Source organism: Flavobacteriales bacterium, from assembly GCA_020635855.1.
Lineage (GTDB): Bacteria > Bacteroidota > Bacteroidia > JACJYZ01 > JACJYZ01 > JACJYZ01.
Window position 1 is genome coordinate 960,800 of record JACJYZ010000002.1, and the last position, 17,464, is coordinate 978,263.

Sequence of the window (17,464 nt, forward strand, 5' to 3'; positions counted from 1 at the left end):
ACCCCTGATGTATGATTTACCTGGAAGATGCCCTTGTTACCAATCTTTCCGCCCATCGCGTAGGCAACCAGACCGAAGGAGAAGTATTGATGCTCTCCGAAGAATCGATACCCGTTAAGGATGAGCACCTGCAAAGCCTTATCAAGAGATACCTGATATCACCGTTCAACAATCCCGAATATTTTGTGTTCCGTGAACCGGTGACGAACCCCATCGCCAAAGCGGTATCTACCATTTTTAAGAACCCGGCCAAATTACACGAGATGTCGTGTGACATTGCCAAACACCATTATGAAAAGGCTGTGCACGTATCCATACCCGCTGGCGACCTGGTGGTGGCGCACCTGCGTGATGTGCGTCTCGACGGGGAGGCAACCGACCTGGTGGCGATCTTCAAGGTGGAACACAACGAGGATTTCCTTCAGCTGACAGAAGACGGTGATAACTACCACCTCGGTTTCGCTGCGGGCATCAACCTGCAGAAACCGGAAAAGGTATGCCTGATTTTCAACATGAAAGGTGAAGAAGGCTTCAGGGTTTGCCAGCTCGATAAAACCAGCCGCCTGTCGGGAGGTGTCTATTGGAAAGATGATTTCCTGAACCTGGTTCCTGCGGTCGACAACTACCACGATACCGCCAATTTCATGAACCTCACCAAGGCGTTTGTTAGCGACAAGCTAACCGAAGAGTTTGAGGTGGACAGGGCCGACCAAGCCACCTTCCTCAACCGTTCCATCAGCTACCTGAAAGAGAATGATCAGCTGGACGGGGAGACATTCGGTGCCACCGTATTCGGAGATCCCAGCGTGATGGAGTCATTCAAAAACTTCAAGGATTTTTACGAACAGGAAAATGCTTTGCAGATTCCCGAAGGTTTTGCCATCTCACCCCAGGCAGTGAAAAAACAGGCCCGGATCTTCAAGAGTGTACTGAAGCTCGACAAGAACTTCCATATCTACATCCATGGCAACCGCAACATGATCGAACGGGGCACCGATGACGGGGGAAGGAAGTTCTACAAGATCTACTACAATCAGGAGACTTGATTTCTGAATCGGATGGATGGAGTTGTTGTGCCGTAGTTACGCCACAACTTGTATCAGTGTTGAATTGCGGGAGCGATCAACGCTTGTCCTTCGTCAATATCTCTTCGATTCGCCGGTACATTTCATCTGCTTTCTGCGGCGCATCCTCCATCAGGCTGGCGCATGTGATGGCATCCACACCATCGATGTGGTAATGGCTGTCGCCAGAGGTGGTAAGCACCACCAGCTTTTCCATGGGCGGATGTGAGTCGAAATATCCTGCGATGACCTTCGGTGGCTGCCACAATTCCCACGTGTGCAGGATGGCGATGGCGTCCCATTCTGCGGGGTTGATGGATGGAAGCGTGTCCACATCCGCCACCTGCACAAAATAGCCGCCCTTGGCCAGGGTGTCTGCCAACTGACCGGTAACGGCATCTTTAAAGTCACTCCCCTGGGTGGCGATCAGGACGCGACCCGTGGACTGAGGATTCCCCTTTTGCCAGGCACTCACCCGGTCCATGGAGAAATGCCATTTGTACCAGAACAGGAATGCAACGAGAAGGAGAAGCAGTGCCAGAAAAATCCGCAGGAACTTTTTCATCGGTTTTTTCTGCAAAAGTACCGGCTGAGATTTGGTGCGGAATGACGTACGTCAGTGGGCGACCAGTTCTTCTGTTACGAGAGAATCTGCGTTAAGGTGATCTGCATGTGCCTTGTCTTGCCGGTTCCGGATTTTCAGTTCCATGATCCAGGCCAGCGCCTCTTCTTTGGTGCAGAATAATTTCACGGGTACTTTCAGGTCGTAGAAGTTAACCATGAACCGGATCAGCAAACGCTGGGCGGTGGAGTCCACCACAAACGCATACGCCAGTTTCTGGTTGTTGAAAGGATGGGCGGCGATCCGCTCACGGCTGTCGACCGTGGTGTGGATGATCACATTCCTCAGGTCTGCAAGTACGTAATGCGGTTGATTCCCTGTGATCATGGCGGCCACCTCCAGCAGCATCTTGCTGTCGTCCGGTCCAGCCACCACCTCACCTATGGGCTCAAGGGTGAGCACATCCCCGTCGAACGACAAAGTGCACCTTTCAAAGGCATGAACCCGTGTAATGATCGCATCCATAATGATGTTTCGTAAAGATAGGGTTCATATTGACTTTACATAATGAAAGTAACTTTTATTAACAGTCGGTTTGGTAATCAAATATCAACTTGAACCCGATTTTAAGTCGTGTATATTTGTCTTGGTGACATGGTCGCCATTTTCAAATCGTCACATTTTCACATGTTCAAATAGAATCATATGTTCAAAAAAGTAGGTATCCTCGGATCAGGAATCGTCGGCCGTGTGCTGGCGGATGGTTTCCTTAAACACGGTTATGAAGTGATGATGGGCACCCGGGACCCGTCCAAATTGTCGGAATGGTTGAAGACACCGATTTTTAGGGAACAAGAAGTAGATGCCATATCTGAGGATATGGGTCCAGTATTCATTAAGGGAGAATCCGCTAAGAAAAGGATTGAAAGGGCTAGAGAGAGAAGGAAAAAATACGAAGCAGATCTCAGAAAAGCGTTAGCGGCTCAGAGTTCTGAACTGAATCCTGAACAGAAACGGGTGCCTTTGGAAAAGAAAGTGGGAACATTCGCGGAAACGGCATCTTTCGCCGAATGCATCGTCCTCTCGGTGAAAGGCAATGACGCTGTTTCTGCGTTGGAACTGGCGGGTGCCGCCAACCTGAAAGGCAAGATTGTGATCGACACCACCAACCCGATTGCAGACGGTGCACCGGTAAACGGCGTACTTCCGTTCTACACGTCCCTTGATAAGTCCCAGATGGAAGATCTCCAGTCGCGCTTTCCCGCGGTACGGTTTGTTAAAGCCTTCAGTTGCATCGGCAATGCTTTTATGGTGAACCCTTCTTTCCCGGAAGGAAAGCCCACCATGTTCATTTGTGGAAATGATGACAAAGCCAAGCAACAGGTGTCACAACTCCTGGAACAGTTCGGCCACGATCCGGCAGACATGGGTGCCGTTGAAGCGGCCCGTGCCATCGAGCCCCTGTGCATGCTGTGGTGCATCCCGGGCATCACCCGCAACCAATGGAACCACGCCTTCCGCCTGATCCGATCCTGATGTTGGTACGCCATACTTCGGGAACAACCGCTGTTCTGCATTGACGGATTCATCTCATATCCGGGTCATCAGCGACGGTCCGGATTATTTTGCGGCGCTTCAGCAGATCATCTCGGAAGCACGCCGCGTGCTGCATGTTCAGTACTACATTTTTGCCGGGGATCAAACCGGCAACCTGATCTTCACCGCACTGGAAAAAGCCGCCTACCGGGGTGTGAATGTGTATGTGGTGGTGGATGCGTTCGGGTCTTCCGATTTCCAGCGAAAATTCGGCCACCGGGCGGCAGCTGCAGGGATTCATTTCAGGGAGTTCGGGCGGTGGCGCTTCGGTAAACGCTGGCAATCGGGCAGGAGGCTTCACCATAAAGTGGTGGTGGCCGACCACGAAATACTCCTTGTGGGAGGCATCAATGTGGCCGATAAATACATGGGCCTGGGTGCGGCTCCCTGGCTTGATTATGCCGTGCTGGTGAAAGGAGGCATCGCACAGGATGCACATGCCTTTTGTGAAGCCTTGTTCGCCAAAAAACACCTGACACTGCGCCGGATGAAAGGAGATAACTGGTTGGTGGCAAATCCCCGGGCGGAGGTTAGGATACGTCGCAACGACTGGTTGTGGGGCCGATCGGAGATTTCCAGGTCATACCTGGAAGCCGTGACCATGGCCCGCCACAACGTGTACATCATCGCCAGCTATTTTCTTCCGGGACGCAAAATCAAAAAGCGCATCCAGGATGCTGCCGCAAGGGGTGCCGATGTTCGGTTCCTGATGGCCTCCGAATCGGACATTCCTTTCATGAAAGGAGCTTCAAGGTATCTCTACAGGTGGATGTTCAAATATGGCATACGCGTGTATGAATACCAGCCCGGCATGGTACATGGCAAGGTGGCCATGGCCGACGATTACTGGCTTACCATCGGTTCCTATAACCTCAATAACCTGAGTGATCTTGGCAGCCTGGAGCTGAATGTGGAAATGCAAAGCCAGCAACTGGCGTTGGATTGGAAAGATCATTTTCTGGATTTGCTGGAACATCGATCGGTGGAAATAAGACTTTCAACAAAGACGCGTTTCCGTTGGGTAACCATGGCTTTCGACTGGTTTTCTTACCAGGTGATGAAAGGCGCGGAAAGGTTCCTGTTGCGTCTGACAGGGAGGAAGGAAAACAGTGCATCGTGAAGAATGTGCCGTCATTTTACCAAAAGTTGAACAGACTGGAAATGGATTTCTTAATTTCGTAACACCAAACCTGAAAACCTCGCTTACATGAAACGGATCTTTTTCTTTGCAATCATAGCTGTGGGACTTGCATCATGTGCCGATGAATCCGGCGACGCCGTGAACCCGGAAATGGAAGCCCTGAAAATGAGAAACCTCGAACTGATCCGCGAAGGTGAGGCGAAAGACTCTACCCTGAATGAGTATTTCGGGGCCATGAATGAAATTGAAATGAACCTGTCTACTATCAAGGAGAAGGAACAGGTGCTGACAGGAAAGGGAAAGGATCCTGAACTCCAGCTGTCACAACAGGAACAGATCGTACAGGATATCCAGCTGATCCAGGACCTGATGCTGAAGAACAAAGAGAAGCTCAACTCCCTCAACGCTTCCCTCAAGAAATCAAAACTCAACATTGCCGAACTCAACAAACGCATTGATATGCTGGTGGAACAGCTGCAGCACAAAGATGCGGAGATCGCCAAGCTTCAGCAGGAACTGTTCCGCGTAAATGACCAGCTGGAGAATCTGTTCAAGGAATACAACAACCGCATCCAGGACCTGGCCGACAAGGATACCGAGATCAATACAGCGTGGTATGCTTACGGCACCTACAAGGAACTTAAAGAAAACGGTGTGCTCACCAAAGAAGGTGGATTCATCGGGCTGGGCCGCATGGAAAAACTGGTGTCGGATTTCAACCGCGACTATTTCAGAAAGGTGGATGTGCGCGATCTTCCCGAGATCCCGCTCTATGTGAAAACCGCCAAACTCATCACCAACCACCCGGAAGGCACTTACAAATGGGAAGGCGACGGAAAGGTGGATAAGCTGGTGATCACCGACGTGCAGAAATTCTGGTCCTCTTCCAAATATTTGGTTATATTGGTTGAGTAACCAAACCCGTAACCATTGAAACCCTATTTACTTCTCCTGGTATTCCTGGGAGGCAGCGCGCTTGCGCAGCCATTTCCGGGGAAAATGGGCGTAGGACTCGGATCCGCAGGGGGATTTGCCCTCGAACTGCCCAGCGTCACACCCACCGCAAACGCGTGGGAAAGCATCGCCAACGGAGGCAACGCCACCACCGATGCACAGGGATGGCCCACGGAAGATTTCCGCTTGCTGTTTTTTGACCACCGGCCATTTGGCGCATGGAACCCGCCCACCGATGATCCCGCACGTTTCAATGTGGATGTGAGCGGAACTTATCACCTGTCTTTTGTAGGTACCGCCACCTTGTCCTCCTGGAGCGATGCCCCCATCCAGTTCCTGAACCAGACCCACGATGCCAACACCAATATGACCGAGCTGGACATATCCTTTCCGCCCGGCGGTGGCTCCAGCCAGGGCACCCTCGGCAACTACGGTTTCCTGATGGTGAACTTCAGTCAAACCAATTCCGGCAACGGCCCCGGCCTCAAAAACATCCGGCTGACGCGGCCCGGTATTCCGCATTGGAGTCCGCAGTATTTTCGCACCGCATTCCTGAATGCACTCAGTCCCTTCCAGTGCATCCGGTTCATGGACTACCTAAAAACCAACGTATCCGCCAACAACCCGACCTACCCGGCCACCACCACCTGGTCTCAACGCCAGCAGATGTCGGATCCACGTTACAACAACGCCATGCCCTGGGAATACGTCATCGCACTGTCCAACTATTTCGGCCGCGACATCTGGATCAACATCCCCGTTGCCGCCGATGATGCGTATGTGACCGCACTGGCCAACCTGATGAAAGACCGGCTCAGGCCCGATGTGAATATCTACATCGAGTACAGCAACGAAGTGTGGAACGGAAGTTTTCCGCAATACCAATACAACTACGATGCGGTGCTGAATGCACCCGAAGATGCCGACATCCGCAACAGCACGCAATATGATGACCGCCGCAGGGCAAGACGTACCGCCAAACGCGTGATCCGTTTCGGGGAGATCTTCGAACAGGTGATGTGCGATAAGGTATCCGCCCGCGCCCGCATCCGGCCCGTGTTCGCATGGCAGATCGGCGGATGGCTGCCCTGGTATACCGATGTGCTCGACTGGATCAACACCACCTACGGCCCACCAAAAAACTACATCTATGGCATTGCATCCGCGCCCTATTTCAACGACGGCGGTTTCGGTTCATCCGATACCCCGCAGCAGATCGTGAGCCTGATGTCGTCCAACAGCGACGCCAATGTGGATGCCATCAAGACGCTGGCCGAACTGGCCGATCAGTGGGGACTGGTGCACCTGCAGTACGAGGGAGGTCCGGACAACGGCGGCGGCAATACATCCAACCTGGCCAACCGCATCACCGCCAACCGCATCCCGGAAGTGAAAACTGCCGTGATCCACAATTACGCAGATAACTGGTTCTCCGCAACGGCCAACGGGAATGCCCCCGTGGGCACCAATGACCTGGCCAATTATTTTGTGCTGGCCGGAAATGTGAGTCGCTACGGATGCTGGGGTGCCACCGAGGATATCAACTACCTGAGCGATCCGAACAACCTGTCAAACGCACCCAAGTACGACGCCCTGTGTGTGCTCACCGGCAAGTGCGGCAACGAACCCGTGGTTTCCCTCACCGCTCCCGCAACCATGACGCAGGTGGTAAAAGGGCAGCCGGTAACGATCAGCGCCTCCGCATCCGATCCCGACGGCGCTGTAGCCTATGTGGAATTCTTCGCCGGTTACCGCCTGCTCGGCGCCGACAGCACCGCGCCCTATTCCATGAATTGGGTGCCCGATACAACCGGCTATGAAGTCGTGCTTGCCAAAGCGGTTGACAATGACGGCAAGTATCGTTTTGATGACCCGCATGTGCTGGAGGTCGTTGAGTCTTCTACCTATGTTCAATCCCTGGACAACGGTTGGGGCGTATCCGTATATCCCAATCCCGCCGATGACCATCTGACGCTGTATACCCAGGAGGATGGCGTGTCTCTGCGGATTTATTCCGCGGTGGGAAGATGCGTAACGGATCGCATGCTCGTGAAGGGAAGTACGGAATTGTCTTTAACAGGTATGTCTTCCGGTTTGTATGTGGCGGTGATGGAAAAGAATGGTAAGCAGGTGCGGTCGCGGTTTGTGCACCTGGCCGATTAACGCAGCGATTCAGTGTAAGCCTTCAGGTTTTTCAGGCTTGCGATGAAGTACGGTTCAGAAGCATCCGTCAGGAACCATCCCGGCCAGATGCGCTGGGTGAAGTTCAGTGGAACCCTGGTCTTCCATGATACAAATACGCTGTCTACGTCGCTCTGAAAATGCCAGGTGGATTCACCGCTGACAGGTCCCATGCGGATATCCATCTTCAACCATTCGTAAGGTTCACTTTCGGTGATCTCTGTTCTGCCGTGCCCAACGCGCGGGTCTGAGCTGGCCCATTCATGGGTGCATCCCACGCCGCGTGCCTGTCCGCTGTACCCGCGATCAAAGACCGCCGTGTCCAGGTTTTTCCATTCCGACCAATTCTCCCAACTGCGAAGTACATTCACCTGCTCGAACACCACAGGTGCGGGCGCGTGTATCACCACAGATTCTTCGATGACCGATTCCGAGGGAGATACGATGGAAGCTGACAAGAAAATGATCCCCAATATCAATGTACCGGTGATCAGCCTATTGAGCAGTTGCATTCAGATTGGGTTAGGACGCGGCGCAAAGATAGGGAGCTGACCTTGAACTGCCTTAATTTCCGGGCGATTTCTCTAAAAATTCCACTTCATTCGGAGGAACATATATTTGGCTCCGGACCGGTATTTTTCATTCCATTTTACATACAGCCATTGTCCCACCAGGCTGAGGTCGATGTTCTCTTTTACCGACCATGAAAAGGTGGGATTGAGGAAGAGTGTGTTTCCGGCCGGACTGTACATCAGGGCTCCGCCGGCATTGATGAGGGGTGTTACCGGAAACATCATCTGCCCCATCGCCGTGAACTGGAAGGGGGAGAGGCTTTGTGCGGATACATTGAAGTTGAGCAGGTTCAGGTTGCTTGCGCCGGAGAGGCCTTGGTTCTGGTACAATACGCCCAGGGTGATGTATTGGCCCTTGGGAAGGGTATAGTCCCACATGCACGTGGCGGATGCGGAAAATGTGTGAACGGTGTCGCTTACCAGGGGGTGAAAAAAGCTGAATTCTCCCTTGAAGCCGGAAGTTTTGATGTTGCCTGCCCAACCGCCTCCCCATACCGCGTATTGGTTGATCGTGCCGGTGATCACCTGGAAATCGTATCCTTTGAGGTTGAACTTCCACCGGCAGGCGGCTGCGGGACCGTCACCCTTGACCCATGTTCGCACGGCAGCCTCCAGTCCTGATGACGTACCGTATTGGTATTGAACCCGGATGGCATCGCTGCCGGGCCGTTCCTCGTAGTCAAAATCGAAGAAGGAATAGGCGTTGAATATGTCGTTCGGATTCCATGCCAGCGCAATGCCCCAGTTGATGCGCTGTCTGCCGGCGGTGAGTTCGAACTTGTTCCTGCGCCAGTCGATATACAGCCTGTCGATCCTGGACTGTGCGATCACATCCGGTGACTTGTCCAGCGTGGCCGACATGTCCACGGTGTTCGGCAGCTCGTTGTCAACATAATCGACAAATCCCTGGAAGTTCTTTACCGAGTATCCTGTGAACAGCCGGTTGCGAATTTCAAGTGCACCGGTAAGTTTGGATTTCCAGTAGCCTTTGAAGTTGATGCGGTTGTGGATCAGGTTGTCGGTGGGTAGTCCGTTGGCGGGATGAAGAAAGCTCGTGGTGACCAGGTCTTTTACATATCCGTTGAGCTGCCACTCGAAATCGGGTACGCTGTCATCCGCCCGGGCTATACCCATGCAGCAAACCAGTGTGAGTACGTACACGAATCGCTTGCTCATTATCATATGCCAGGGTTTCACTGTTGCTCTTACTCTTGCTCTTGCTCTTGCTGTTATGCTATCTCACTTCATCTGACACCACTTTCCCATCCACCAGGGTGATCACCCGTCTGGCCTGGTCGATCACGCGTTGGTCGTGTGTGGAGAAAATAAAGGTGGTTTTTTCTTCCTTGTTCAGTCGCGCCATGATGTTCAGCAGGTTTTCCGCCGAATGGCTGTCGAGGTTGGCGGTGGGTTCATCCGCCAGCACGAAGCGAGGTTTCGGGGCCAATGCCCTGGCTACTGCCACGCGTTGTTGCTGTCCGCCTGACAGGGCACCGGGTACTTTGTAACCCTGGTCTTCGAGTCCGACTTCCTTCAGGAGCACGTCCACCCGTTCCTGGCGTTCTTTCTTCGGCCGGTTTTGCAACAGCATGGTGAACTCTGCATTCTCCCTGGCGGTGAGTACGGGTATCAGGTTGTAAGCCTGGAACACGAAGCCGATGTTGTTCAGCCGGAACCGGATCAGTTCGTTTTCCGAGAGATTCTCAAGTTGCGTTCCGCCGATGATCACGGACCCGGATGTGGCTTTGTCCAACCCTCCCAGCAGGTTGAGCAACGTTGTTTTGCCGCTGCCGGACGGGCCCACGATGGCCGTGAATTCGCCTTCGCTGATGCTGAGCGATACGTCGTTGACCGCGTGTACAGGCACGGGACCTTCGTCGTATGTTTTGGTGAGGTGTTGGGTGGTGATGATTTCCATGGTTGTCAGGTTTGGCGGATGGCTTCGATCGGATTCAATTGTAAGGCTTTCCATGCGGGATATATCGCAGCGAGAACAGACATGGTCAGCACCATGAATGTTACTTCCATGTAGCTGTGGGTATCAAGGGCAGGGTAGATGATGTTGGAGAACCCGAAGTCGCCATACGCGGCACCGGAACCCAGGTTGAGGCCATGTCGGCCGAACCAGCTGATGGTGCTCCACGCCAGCAGCAGCCCGGCGGGACCTCCGGCCATGCCCAGGAAGATGGTTTCCAGCATGATCATCAGGAACACACGGGTGCGGGTCATTCCCACGGCCATCAGCATGCCCAGTTCCCGGGCCCGTTCCAGTACCGCCATCAGCATGGTGTTCACGATGCTGAAGAGCAACGCCAGCAGGATGATGCCCACGATCATGTACATGTAGGTGTCCATGGCGGTGATCATGAACCGCATGCCGGGTGAAAGATCCAGCCAGGCCATGATCTCGCTACCGGGAAATTCGGCGGCATAGGAGGCGGCCAGGGATTCGGCCTGGTTGTGGTCGTACATGATGGCGGCTATCTCGTGGATGTTGTTTCCGATGGACAAATGGTTTTGCAGATCGGATTTGTTCACGTAGATGTGTGCTTCGTCAAACATGGGATTGCCGCTGTCGTAGATGCCGCACACCCTGAACGCCACGTGGGTCATTTCGCGGTTCACATCCTGGAAGGTGAGTACCAGTTTGGATCGCAGGTCTACTTTGTATTTCTCGGCGGTTCGGGCGCTGATCACAATGGGATTGCGGTGTTCACCTTCAAGGAATGAACCTGCTTTCATGTGAGCGCCGGCGATAGACACCTTCATTTCGTCTTCACGGTCAACGCCCATGACCCTTGCGCCGCCGGAGTGGTTGCTGCTGGCCACCATGGCGTTCACCAGTACGCGCTCGGTAACGGCCCGCACCCTTTTATCATCCCGAAGTTTTGCAGAAATCTGAGCTGCATCCGGGAGCGTCATGTCCGACAGGTATTCGTCGCGGAATCCGGGTTTGTGGGCCTGTACATCGGCAAGCTCCAGGTCAATCACGTTCTGGATCTTCTGCTCCATCATGCCCCTCACGAATGCGGAAATGAACAGTCCTGCCCACAGGCCGAGTGAAATGGCGGTGATCACCACCAGGCTGCGTACCCTTTGCCGCCATACATTCAGCCACGATATGCGAATGATCATCCTCATGCCCGCATCGATTTGATGGCATTCAGCCATTGCAGCTTGACCAGCGGATAACAGGCGATGATGGTGGCAACGATCAATACCACAACCGCCTGACCTGCGAAAATCAGCGGGTTCATGCTGGCCTGCATAACCGCCTCCATACCGTATTCTTCCACCATGTCTTTGAGCTGATCGCCAAGGGAGATCGGGTGGTAGTGAAACCAGGCGCACACGGGAAAGGCGCCGGCGATGCCTATCACGGCACCCAGCAGCGACAGCATGCACAGTTCAATCCATACCATTCGCGCCAGCATACCCCGGCGCATGCCCATGGCCACCAGCACCCCGAATTCATGGCGGCGTTCGGCCAGCATCATGAGCATGGTTCCGAAAAGTCCGAATGAAATGATCAGGTACAGCACCGACATGAACACATAGCCTTCCACTTTGTCAGTGGCCATCATGCGCACCAGGGAAGGGTTCATGGTTTGCCAGGAAAGGACTTCATAACCCGGTCCGGCTGATTCATTGAGATGGCTGGCGATCACATCCGCATGGCCGGGTTTTTTGGGGATAAGGATGAGGGAGGTCATGCGTTCCGGCATATCGAGCAGCCATTGTGCTTCCTTCAGCGGCAGGATCACCAGTTGTTTGCTGAGTTCAGGGGAACCGAAATGAATGATGCCTTTGACCGGATACTTGCCAGCTGCATTGGAACCGTGGTAGCCCTGGCTGAGCAGTACGATGGTGTCGCCTGCATCCAGTTTGAGGTATTCGGCCAGTCCGGCACCAACAAGCACGGCCTTGTCGTCGGGCGTAAGGTATGAGCCGGTTGAAACGCGTTCGCTCAGGTGTGCATTCCGGTCTTCTGCTTCCGGATCCATTCCCACCAGCATGGAAAACTTGGTTTGGTTCCCGGAGGCTGCCAACACACCGGTTTCAATGCGTGGAAGGAAACCGTTCAGTTCGTTGCGGTTGTTAAGGCTTGCCTTTAGTGAATCGGTGAGTTCAAGGCTTTCATCCAGATTTTTTTCCTCCCAATACCCTTTCGCATGCAGTTGAATGTAGCCGGTGAACGAACCCATGAGCGATTCGATCATGTTGGCATAAACACCGTTCTTGATGCTCATCATGAGCGAAGAAAGGATTACAGCAAGGGCAACGGAAACAAGGGTGATGACGGATCTTCTGCGATTCCGCCAGAGGTTTCTCCATGCCAGCTTCCGGACCATGTTCAGCGAAGACTTTTAAGCTGACCCACCGTAAAGAAGTTGTCGTCGATGGGTTGATCGAACACCAGGGATTGGTAGTGAATGATTGTTTTGTTTCCCGGTTTGTCAACGGGTGTCATTTCCATGGTGCGGGGTAAAACTTTGCCACCGAGGTCACCGATGTCGGAAGCCTGCATGGTGTTTACAAGAAATCCATCTTCATCATAAAAGGCCGCCCTCATCTGCATGTAATCTTTCTGGTCAACCCACATGACCACCTTGCCCCAAACCACCGGAGCATCTTCTTTGGGTGTAAGAACGATGGTCCAGCATTTCCTGTCTGCAATGACCGTGTCTTTGCCAAGGGCGTGGTTGTAATCGTGAATGGTAGACGATTCTTTCACCAGGTCATCGTTGGTGAAGTCACTGCCCATCCAGGATTGCATCATCATGGATGGGGGGAGTTTGATGATGCGTTCGATGGTGGGTTGCCAGTTCCATACCTCTTTGCCTTTTTTGAGGAAGGCGGTGCCTTTGTCCCTGGCCGGTCCTGTGATCAGGATCATGGCCAGTTCCTGACCTTTCGACCATGTCTTCAGGGAGATGGTCCGGTCCCACTTGGGCCTCACTACGGTCATGGTCATTTCGGCCTGACTGGTGGTTCCCTTGAGTTTATCTTCCGCTTTGCGGATGATCTCCTTGGGGTCGTTTTGCGCGATCAGTGATTGGGTGCATGCGATCAGGGCGATCGCAAGAAAGATGGGTTTGCAATGCTGCCGTATCATGATGACAATATTACACATTCCATTCCTATTGGTGGTTGGTTGTTGTTGAGGGATGCGAATGTATTTGCCGCATGCCCGTTTCTGATGGCTATTTCCACCAGTCCGCTGCTTCCGATATAAGCGAGTGGGGTGCCTTCCGGGACCTCCGCAAAGGTGGAAGCAAAGGGGATGATCTGGTTGCCTATGCCCAGGTTTCTTGCGGGTGCAGATTTGAGCCTTAGGTTGGTGATGAGGTTGCCGAAATGATCGACATAAATCACCTGACCCTGTTCACCGGTTGCAAAAGGATTGATGGGGGTTGGGAGGTCGGTTGGTTCGGCCCAATCGGATACGTCCGGCTCCAGGAGGATGCGGCATACGGTGGGCGCAAACACATCGCGTCCGTGAAATGTGGGGCCATGGGGCACAGGGTAGGAGGTGGGTGCGACAAAGTGCTTTGCATTTTCCTGTTCTGCCAGGACAAAATTCAAGATGCCGTTGTCGGGGTAAACAACGGTAACCTCGCCGATCCTGGAGATGAGTATTCTGCGGTTGCTTCCCACCCCGGGATCCACCACCAGCAGTGCAATACATCCGGAGGGAAGGTAAGGGAACGCATTCCAGAAGACGAAGCCGGCGGCCCGGATATCCTGAGGAGGGATGGAATGATTGATATCGATGAAGGTAAGACCCGGAACTTTCTTTAGCATGCACGACTTCATCACGCCCACATACCAGTCGCCTGTTCCAAAATCGGTTAGCAAGGCAACAGGTGTTGATGAGGATGTGGGGATGTGTTTCATCGGAATCGGATATCCACCTCAAAATTAGTTAACTTTGTATGGAAACATTCAAATTGTTATGGCACAAAGAACCGAAACACTTGAAGATGTTGGGTTGTTGGAAGAAACCCTGACCGGCCCGAGGTTGGTTGTATTCAATGATGATGTGAATACATTCGATTGGGTCATCGAGTCGCTGGTTGAGGTTTGTAACCATGATCCTGTTCAGGCGGAACAATGCGCGATACTGATTCATCACAAAGGCCAGGCTACCGTCAAGGAAGGCGAGAAGCGAAAGCTGAAGCCCATGTGTGAGGCATTGGTTGACAGGGGCATTGATGCCGTGCTTGAACAATCCTGATCATGCCGGCAGCAGAGACCACCCAGATTCCGTTGGGATTTGAAGCACCCGATTTTACATTGCCGGATGTTAGGTCCGGTCAAAATGTAGGGTTGAAAGAATTGCGGGGTGATAAGGCCACGGTTGTGATGTTCATTTGCAACCATTGCCCTTACGTGAAACATGTCTTGCCAGCACTGGTGGAATTCGGTCGTGATTATCTCGGCAAAGGGGTGCAATGTATTGCCATCAGTTCCAATGATGTGGTACATTATCCTGAAGATGCCCCTGACAAGATGCGCGGCCTTGCGCAATCGATGGATTTTCCCTTTCCTTATCTGTTTGATGAAACCCAGGAGGTGGCACGGGCCTACCAAGCTGTTTGTACGCCGGATTTCAGCATATTCGATCATGAACTCCGCTGCGTGTATCGGGGCCGCATGGATGGTTCCAGACCGGGTAACGACGTGGTATCGGATGCTGCGGATCTCAGGCATGCGGTGGATTGTATGTTGGCCGGAAAACCGGTAAGTGATGCCCAGGTTCCCAGCCTGGGTTGTAGCATCAAATGGAAGCAAGTACGAGTATGAAATTCAATTTGAGTGAGATCAGCAGCCTGATCAGAGAACGGAGAACCATCAAGCCGGAAAGTTTTTCCTCCAGAAAGGTGCATCGTGAGATTGTTGAAAAACTGCTGGATGTAGCCCGATGGGCGCCCACGCATGGAATGACACAACCCTGGCGATTCATCGTGTTTGAGGGTGACGGTGTGAAAAGGCTGTCTGGGGTTCAGGCACAAACCTATGAAAGACTGAATGAAGGTTCCAGGTTTGTGAAGGCCAAATGGGAGCAGCTGAGAGATCGTCCCTTGCGGGCCACGGTTGTGATAGCGATATGCATGCAACGCCAGCCGGAAGAGAAGATACCTGAGATAGAGGAGGTGGAAGCAGTTGCCTGTGCGGTTCAGAACATCATGCTGATGGCCACGGCATATGGCATCGGAAGTTATTGGAGCTCGGGTGGTTTGACCTATACAGAGGAAATGAAGGCTTTCCTGGAACTCGGTGAACGTGATCGTTGCCTGGGGTTTCTGTATCTGGGGTACCCGAACGAGGCATGGCCCGAAAGTCAACGAAGACCGGTGGATACTTTCACCAAATGGATTTCGGAAGGGTAAGCTTTAGTCTTCCGTTTGCAGCCATTCCAATGCAGACTCCCGGTTGCTGAATATCTTTGTCGGAACGATGGGTTTGTTAAAGGCCACAAAGAAGTTTCCTATCAGTTGCTGACCGAATGTGGTTACGACCGCAGCATGTTTTGAAATGGCATCCTTTCTAACCGTATCTGCAACATACTGCCTTGATTCAGGGTCGGCAATCGTGTTTTTTCCGACAACCGATAAAAGTGGAAAGCGTTTGCCTTCGGCCAGGCGGTCAAGGGCATCCAGGATGTTGCGTGTGGCTTCAAGGTTCAGATACTGATCCGGCTTCAGGTCTGCGATCAACAGGTTACCAGACTGGCTGATCGTGCCGAACGGGGTTTGGATGGTGCTTTCGGTGCCTTTCATTTTTTAGACTTTTGCAACGATACTTGTGGCTTTTTATCCGATAATCCGAGTAGCCATTTGATGGCCTTTTCCCTGTGGTGAAATAATTTGGTGGGAATGATCTGTGCATTGAACCTCAGGAAGAAATTGGCCATCAATTCCTGCGCGAACGATTGGGTGATGATGGCCCTTGCCCTGATGTGCCGGTTGGCTTCTTCCGAGGCGGCATATTTTCTGACTTCAGGACCGGCGGTGGTGTTCTTGCCCGGGTTGGTAATGAGCAGGCATTTGTTGCCTTTTGCCAGTTTTTCAACGGCTGAGGTGAATTCCTTCGCATCTTCAACCTCCAGCACCAGGTTGTCATCGGTTTCAACGAGGATGATGCCATTCTTCAGCATCGTTGCTTTCCCCTTGCCTGTCTTGATGATGTTCCCCTGTTCCATGCGGTTCTTCAAATATAGTTAAATTTCATCTTCGTAGAGGGAATCGGGCCATTGATCTAAAACAGGTCGTTGGTTTTGAGGACATATATAGGAAACAACTGATGCAATCCCTATTTTTGGGTTCCTTCATATAAAATCAGTTGCTGTTCTGCCTCTGATATGACACTACCCATGAGATATATTAGGTTGGGGCTGTTTGTAGCCCTTGTGATTCTTGCACCTGGTGCTACCTTGGCAGGAAATCATCCCGGATCTGAATGGGGTGAGGGAAAGGACTCGGTGGAAGTATGGGCTGCAGATACCACAGTCCGCAACCAGCACAAGGAACTGTTGCTGCGTCTTAGCAGCCTCGATGAAGCGGATATGATTCACCTCGTGGATTCATTGCTGGATCAATCTTACATAAGCCCCACCATTCTGGCCAGTCTTTCCCATTTTTCAAAGCGATTGACAGTCGGTGCTTCTGAGCCGGAACCCTATCCTGCCGATCATATATATCATAACTGGGATACAAAGGAAACACACCCTTACCCGGATGAGTTGTCGAAACATGATACCACGGTAAGCATCGTGCTATTGACCGATAGCCAGCAGTTTGTTCCTCCCATTGTGGGCACCCTCACCTCGAAGTACGGATACCGCGATGGTCGGAACCACAATGGGGTCGATATCGATCTGCATGTGTGGGACCCGGTACATGCCGCATTTGATGGTGTGGTAAGAATAGCACATACCGACGGTGGGTTCGGCAGGCTCGTGGTTATCCGTCACTACAATGGCTTGGAGACTTTTTATGGGCACCTGCATCGTTTCAAGGTGTCCGAAGGTGATACCGTTCATGCGGGACAGGTAATCGGTCTGGGCGGAAGTTCAGGGCATTCTACCGGCAGTCATCTTCATTTTGAAATGCGCTATAAGGGCAAACCCATCAATCCCGCCCATGTGATATCGTTACGGGAAAACAAACTGATCAGTGATTCGGTGGTGTTGCACTATCACGGATGGTACTACAGTGCGTATCCCACCGGTGTGACGTACCATGTGATCAGAAGGGGCGATTGTCTCTACAACATTGCCAAGCGATACGGGATGTCCATCAGCAGGTTGTGCGAACTCAACGGCATCCGGCGCAACACCGTCCTGCATGTGGGAAGGAAGTTGCGCGTGAGCGATGCCTCATGATCTTTC

At 52.6% G+C, this 17,464-nt stretch carries 20 protein-coding genes and 1 pseudogene; 10 read left to right on the forward strand and 11 right to left on the reverse strand.

Annotated elements, in window-relative coordinates; translation table 11 throughout:
• The first annotated feature begins 11 nt into the window (after positions 1–11).
• Positions 12–1,046, forward strand: a complete 1,035-nt coding sequence (locus tag H6585_03985) for a nucleoid-associated protein (protein ID MCB9447485.1) — start codon at positions 12–14, stop codon at positions 1,044–1,046.
• Positions 1,047–1,122: 76 nt separating this feature from the next.
• On the opposite strand, the gene H6585_03990 is transcribed toward H6585_03985, so the two are convergent.
• Both H6585_03990 and H6585_03995 read right to left on the reverse strand, forming a co-directional pair.
• On the reverse strand, positions 1,123–1,629 hold the full coding sequence (locus H6585_03990; protein ID MCB9447486.1) for a hypothetical protein: 507 nt from the start codon (positions 1,627–1,629) through the stop codon (positions 1,123–1,125).
• Positions 1,630–1,680: 51 nt separating this feature from the next.
• Positions 1,681–2,151: a hypothetical protein gene (locus H6585_03995; protein ID MCB9447487.1), complete on the reverse strand. Its 471-nt coding sequence runs from the start codon at positions 2,149–2,151 to the stop codon at positions 1,681–1,683.
• Between the two features lie 180 nt (positions 2,152–2,331).
• Here H6585_03995 and H6585_04000 point away from each other — a divergent pair.
• The 5 genes and pseudogenes from H6585_04000 to H6585_04020 all read left to right on the forward strand — a co-directional run bounded on the left by H6585_04000 (position 2,332) and on the right by H6585_04020 (position 7,480).
• Positions 2,332–2,457 (forward strand): annotated as a pseudogene (locus H6585_04000) (NAD(P)-binding domain-containing protein).
• 48 nt (positions 2,458–2,505) lie between these two features.
• On the forward strand, positions 2,506–3,162 hold the full coding sequence (locus H6585_04005; GenBank protein ID MCB9447488.1) for an NAD(P)-binding domain-containing protein: 657 nt from the start codon (positions 2,506–2,508) through the stop codon (positions 3,160–3,162).
• Positions 3,163–3,202: 40 nt separating this feature from the next.
• Complete coding sequence (locus H6585_04010) at positions 3,203–4,342, forward strand: hypothetical protein (GenBank protein ID MCB9447489.1); 1,140 nt, start codon at positions 3,203–3,205, stop codon at positions 4,340–4,342.
• Between the two features lie 87 nt (positions 4,343–4,429).
• Positions 4,430–5,278 (forward strand): hypothetical protein, encoded by an 849-nt coding sequence (locus H6585_04015; protein MCB9447490.1) that lies wholly within the window; start codon positions 4,430–4,432, stop codon positions 5,276–5,278.
• Positions 5,279–5,293: 15 nt separating this feature from the next.
• Positions 5,294–7,480 (forward strand): T9SS type A sorting domain-containing protein, encoded by a 2,187-nt coding sequence (locus H6585_04020; protein ID MCB9447491.1) that lies wholly within the window; start codon positions 5,294–5,296, stop codon positions 7,478–7,480.
• Here the strand turns inward: H6585_04020 and H6585_04025 are convergent.
• The 7 genes from H6585_04025 to H6585_04055 form a co-directional block, all read right to left on the reverse strand.
• Positions 7,477–8,010, reverse strand: a complete 534-nt coding sequence (locus H6585_04025; GenBank protein MCB9447492.1) for an SRPBCC family protein — start codon at positions 8,008–8,010, stop codon at positions 7,477–7,479. The two genes, H6585_04020 and H6585_04025, sit on opposite strands and share 4 nt — an antisense overlap.
• A 72-nt stretch (positions 8,011–8,082) precedes the next feature.
• Positions 8,083–9,246, reverse strand: a complete 1,164-nt coding sequence (locus H6585_04030) for a hypothetical protein (GenBank protein MCB9447493.1) — start codon at positions 9,244–9,246, stop codon at positions 8,083–8,085.
• Between the two features lie 58 nt (positions 9,247–9,304).
• On the reverse strand, positions 9,305–9,988 hold the full coding sequence (locus H6585_04035; protein ID MCB9447494.1) for an ABC transporter ATP-binding protein: 684 nt from the start codon (positions 9,986–9,988) through the stop codon (positions 9,305–9,307).
• 5 nt (positions 9,989–9,993) lie between these two features.
• Positions 9,994–11,211: an ABC transporter permease gene (locus H6585_04040; protein ID MCB9447495.1), complete on the reverse strand. Its 1,218-nt coding sequence runs from the start codon at positions 11,209–11,211 to the stop codon at positions 9,994–9,996.
• Positions 11,208–12,422: an ABC transporter permease gene (locus H6585_04045; protein MCB9447496.1), complete on the reverse strand. Its 1,215-nt coding sequence runs from the start codon at positions 12,420–12,422 to the stop codon at positions 11,208–11,210. The genes H6585_04040 and H6585_04045 overlap by 4 nt, the downstream gene beginning before the upstream one ends.
• A 2-nt stretch (positions 12,423–12,424) precedes the next feature.
• Complete coding sequence (locus H6585_04050; GenBank protein MCB9447497.1) at positions 12,425–13,186, reverse strand: outer membrane lipoprotein-sorting protein; 762 nt, start codon at positions 13,184–13,186, stop codon at positions 12,425–12,427.
• Positions 13,183–13,968 carry an SAM-dependent chlorinase/fluorinase gene (locus H6585_04055; GenBank protein ID MCB9447498.1) on the reverse strand — a complete coding sequence of 262 codons (786 nt, stop codon included), beginning with the start codon at positions 13,966–13,968 and terminating at the stop codon, positions 13,183–13,185. The genes H6585_04050 and H6585_04055 overlap by 4 nt, the downstream gene beginning before the upstream one ends.
• A 58-nt stretch (positions 13,969–14,026) precedes the next feature.
• On the opposite strand from H6585_04055, the gene H6585_04060 reads away from it, so the two are divergent.
• The 3 genes from H6585_04060 to H6585_04070 are packed head-to-tail and all read left to right on the forward strand — an operon-like array spanning position 14,027 to position 15,464.
• Positions 14,027–14,308, forward strand: a complete 282-nt coding sequence (locus H6585_04060) for an ATP-dependent Clp protease adaptor ClpS (protein MCB9447499.1) — start codon at positions 14,027–14,029, stop codon at positions 14,306–14,308.
• Positions 14,309–14,310: 2 nt separating this feature from the next.
• Entirely contained in the window at positions 14,311–14,877 is a 567-nt protein-coding gene (locus H6585_04065; GenBank protein MCB9447500.1) for a thioredoxin family protein, read from the forward strand.
• Positions 14,874–15,464 carry a nitroreductase gene (locus H6585_04070; GenBank protein MCB9447501.1) on the forward strand — a complete coding sequence of 197 codons (591 nt, stop codon included), beginning with the start codon at positions 14,874–14,876 and terminating at the stop codon, positions 15,462–15,464. Before H6585_04065 ends, H6585_04070 begins: the two co-directional genes overlap by 4 nt.
• A 3-nt stretch (positions 15,465–15,467) precedes the next feature.
• Here the strand turns inward: H6585_04070 and H6585_04075 are convergent, their stop codons facing one another.
• Both H6585_04075 and H6585_04080 read right to left on the reverse strand, forming a co-directional pair.
• Positions 15,468–15,854, reverse strand: coding sequence for a hypothetical protein (locus H6585_04075; protein MCB9447502.1), 387 nt, complete (start codon positions 15,852–15,854; stop codon positions 15,468–15,470).
• A complete protein-coding gene (locus tag H6585_04080) occupies positions 15,851–16,288 on the reverse strand; it encodes a hypothetical protein (GenBank protein ID MCB9447503.1) in 438 nt (145 codons plus the stop codon). The genes H6585_04075 and H6585_04080 overlap by 4 nt, the downstream gene beginning before the upstream one ends.
• A gap of 159 nt (positions 16,289–16,447) precedes the next feature.
• On the opposite strand from H6585_04080, the gene H6585_04085 reads away from it, so the two are divergent.
• Positions 16,448–17,458, forward strand: a complete 1,011-nt coding sequence (locus H6585_04085) for a peptidoglycan DD-metalloendopeptidase family protein (protein MCB9447504.1) — start codon at positions 16,448–16,450, stop codon at positions 17,456–17,458.
• The last annotated feature ends 6 nt before the right edge of the window (positions 17,459–17,464 follow it).

Bases quoted from the DNA above. Each gene is read 5' to 3' on its own strand.
- H6585_03985 (MCB9447485.1), top strand. From the start codon at position 12: ATGATTTACCTGGAAGATGCCCTTGTTACCAATCTTTCCGCCCATCGC.
- H6585_03990 (MCB9447486.1), bottom strand. From the start codon at position 1,629: ATGAAAAAGTTCCTGCGGATTTTTCTGGCACTGCTTCTCCTTCTCGTT.
- H6585_03995 (MCB9447487.1), bottom strand. From the start codon at position 2,151: ATGGATGCGATCATTACACGGGTTCATGCCTTTGAAAGGTGCACTTTG.
- H6585_04005 (MCB9447488.1), top strand. From the start codon at position 2,506: ATGGGTCCAGTATTCATTAAGGGAGAATCCGCTAAGAAAAGGATTGAA.
- H6585_04015 (MCB9447490.1), top strand. From the start codon at position 4,430: ATGAAACGGATCTTTTTCTTTGCAATCATAGCTGTGGGACTTGCATCA.
- H6585_04025 (MCB9447492.1), bottom strand. From the start codon at position 8,010: ATGCAACTGCTCAATAGGCTGATCACCGGTACATTGATATTGGGGATC.
- H6585_04030 (MCB9447493.1), bottom strand. From the start codon at position 9,246: ATGAGCAAGCGATTCGTGTACGTACTCACACTGGTTTGCTGCATGGGT.
- H6585_04035 (MCB9447494.1), bottom strand. From the start codon at position 9,988: ATGGAAATCATCACCACCCAACACCTCACCAAAACATACGACGAAGGT.
- H6585_04040 (MCB9447495.1), bottom strand. From the start codon at position 11,211: ATGAGGATGATCATTCGCATATCGTGGCTGAATGTATGGCGGCAAAGG.
- H6585_04045 (MCB9447496.1), bottom strand. From the start codon at position 12,422: ATGGTCCGGAAGCTGGCATGGAGAAACCTCTGGCGGAATCGCAGAAGA.
- H6585_04050 (MCB9447497.1), bottom strand. From the start codon at position 13,186: ATGATACGGCAGCATTGCAAACCCATCTTTCTTGCGATCGCCCTGATC.
- H6585_04055 (MCB9447498.1), bottom strand. From the start codon at position 13,968: ATGAAACACATCCCCACATCCTCATCAACACCTGTTGCCTTGCTAACC.
- H6585_04060 (MCB9447499.1), top strand. From the start codon at position 14,027: ATGGCACAAAGAACCGAAACACTTGAAGATGTTGGGTTGTTGGAAGAA.
- H6585_04065 (MCB9447500.1), top strand. From the start codon at position 14,311: ATGCCGGCAGCAGAGACCACCCAGATTCCGTTGGGATTTGAAGCACCC.
- H6585_04070 (MCB9447501.1), top strand. From the start codon at position 14,874: ATGAAATTCAATTTGAGTGAGATCAGCAGCCTGATCAGAGAACGGAGA.
- H6585_04075 (MCB9447502.1), bottom strand. From the start codon at position 15,854: ATGAAAGGCACCGAAAGCACCATCCAAACCCCGTTCGGCACGATCAGC.
- H6585_04085 (MCB9447504.1), top strand. From the start codon at position 16,448: ATGAGATATATTAGGTTGGGGCTGTTTGTAGCCCTTGTGATTCTTGCA.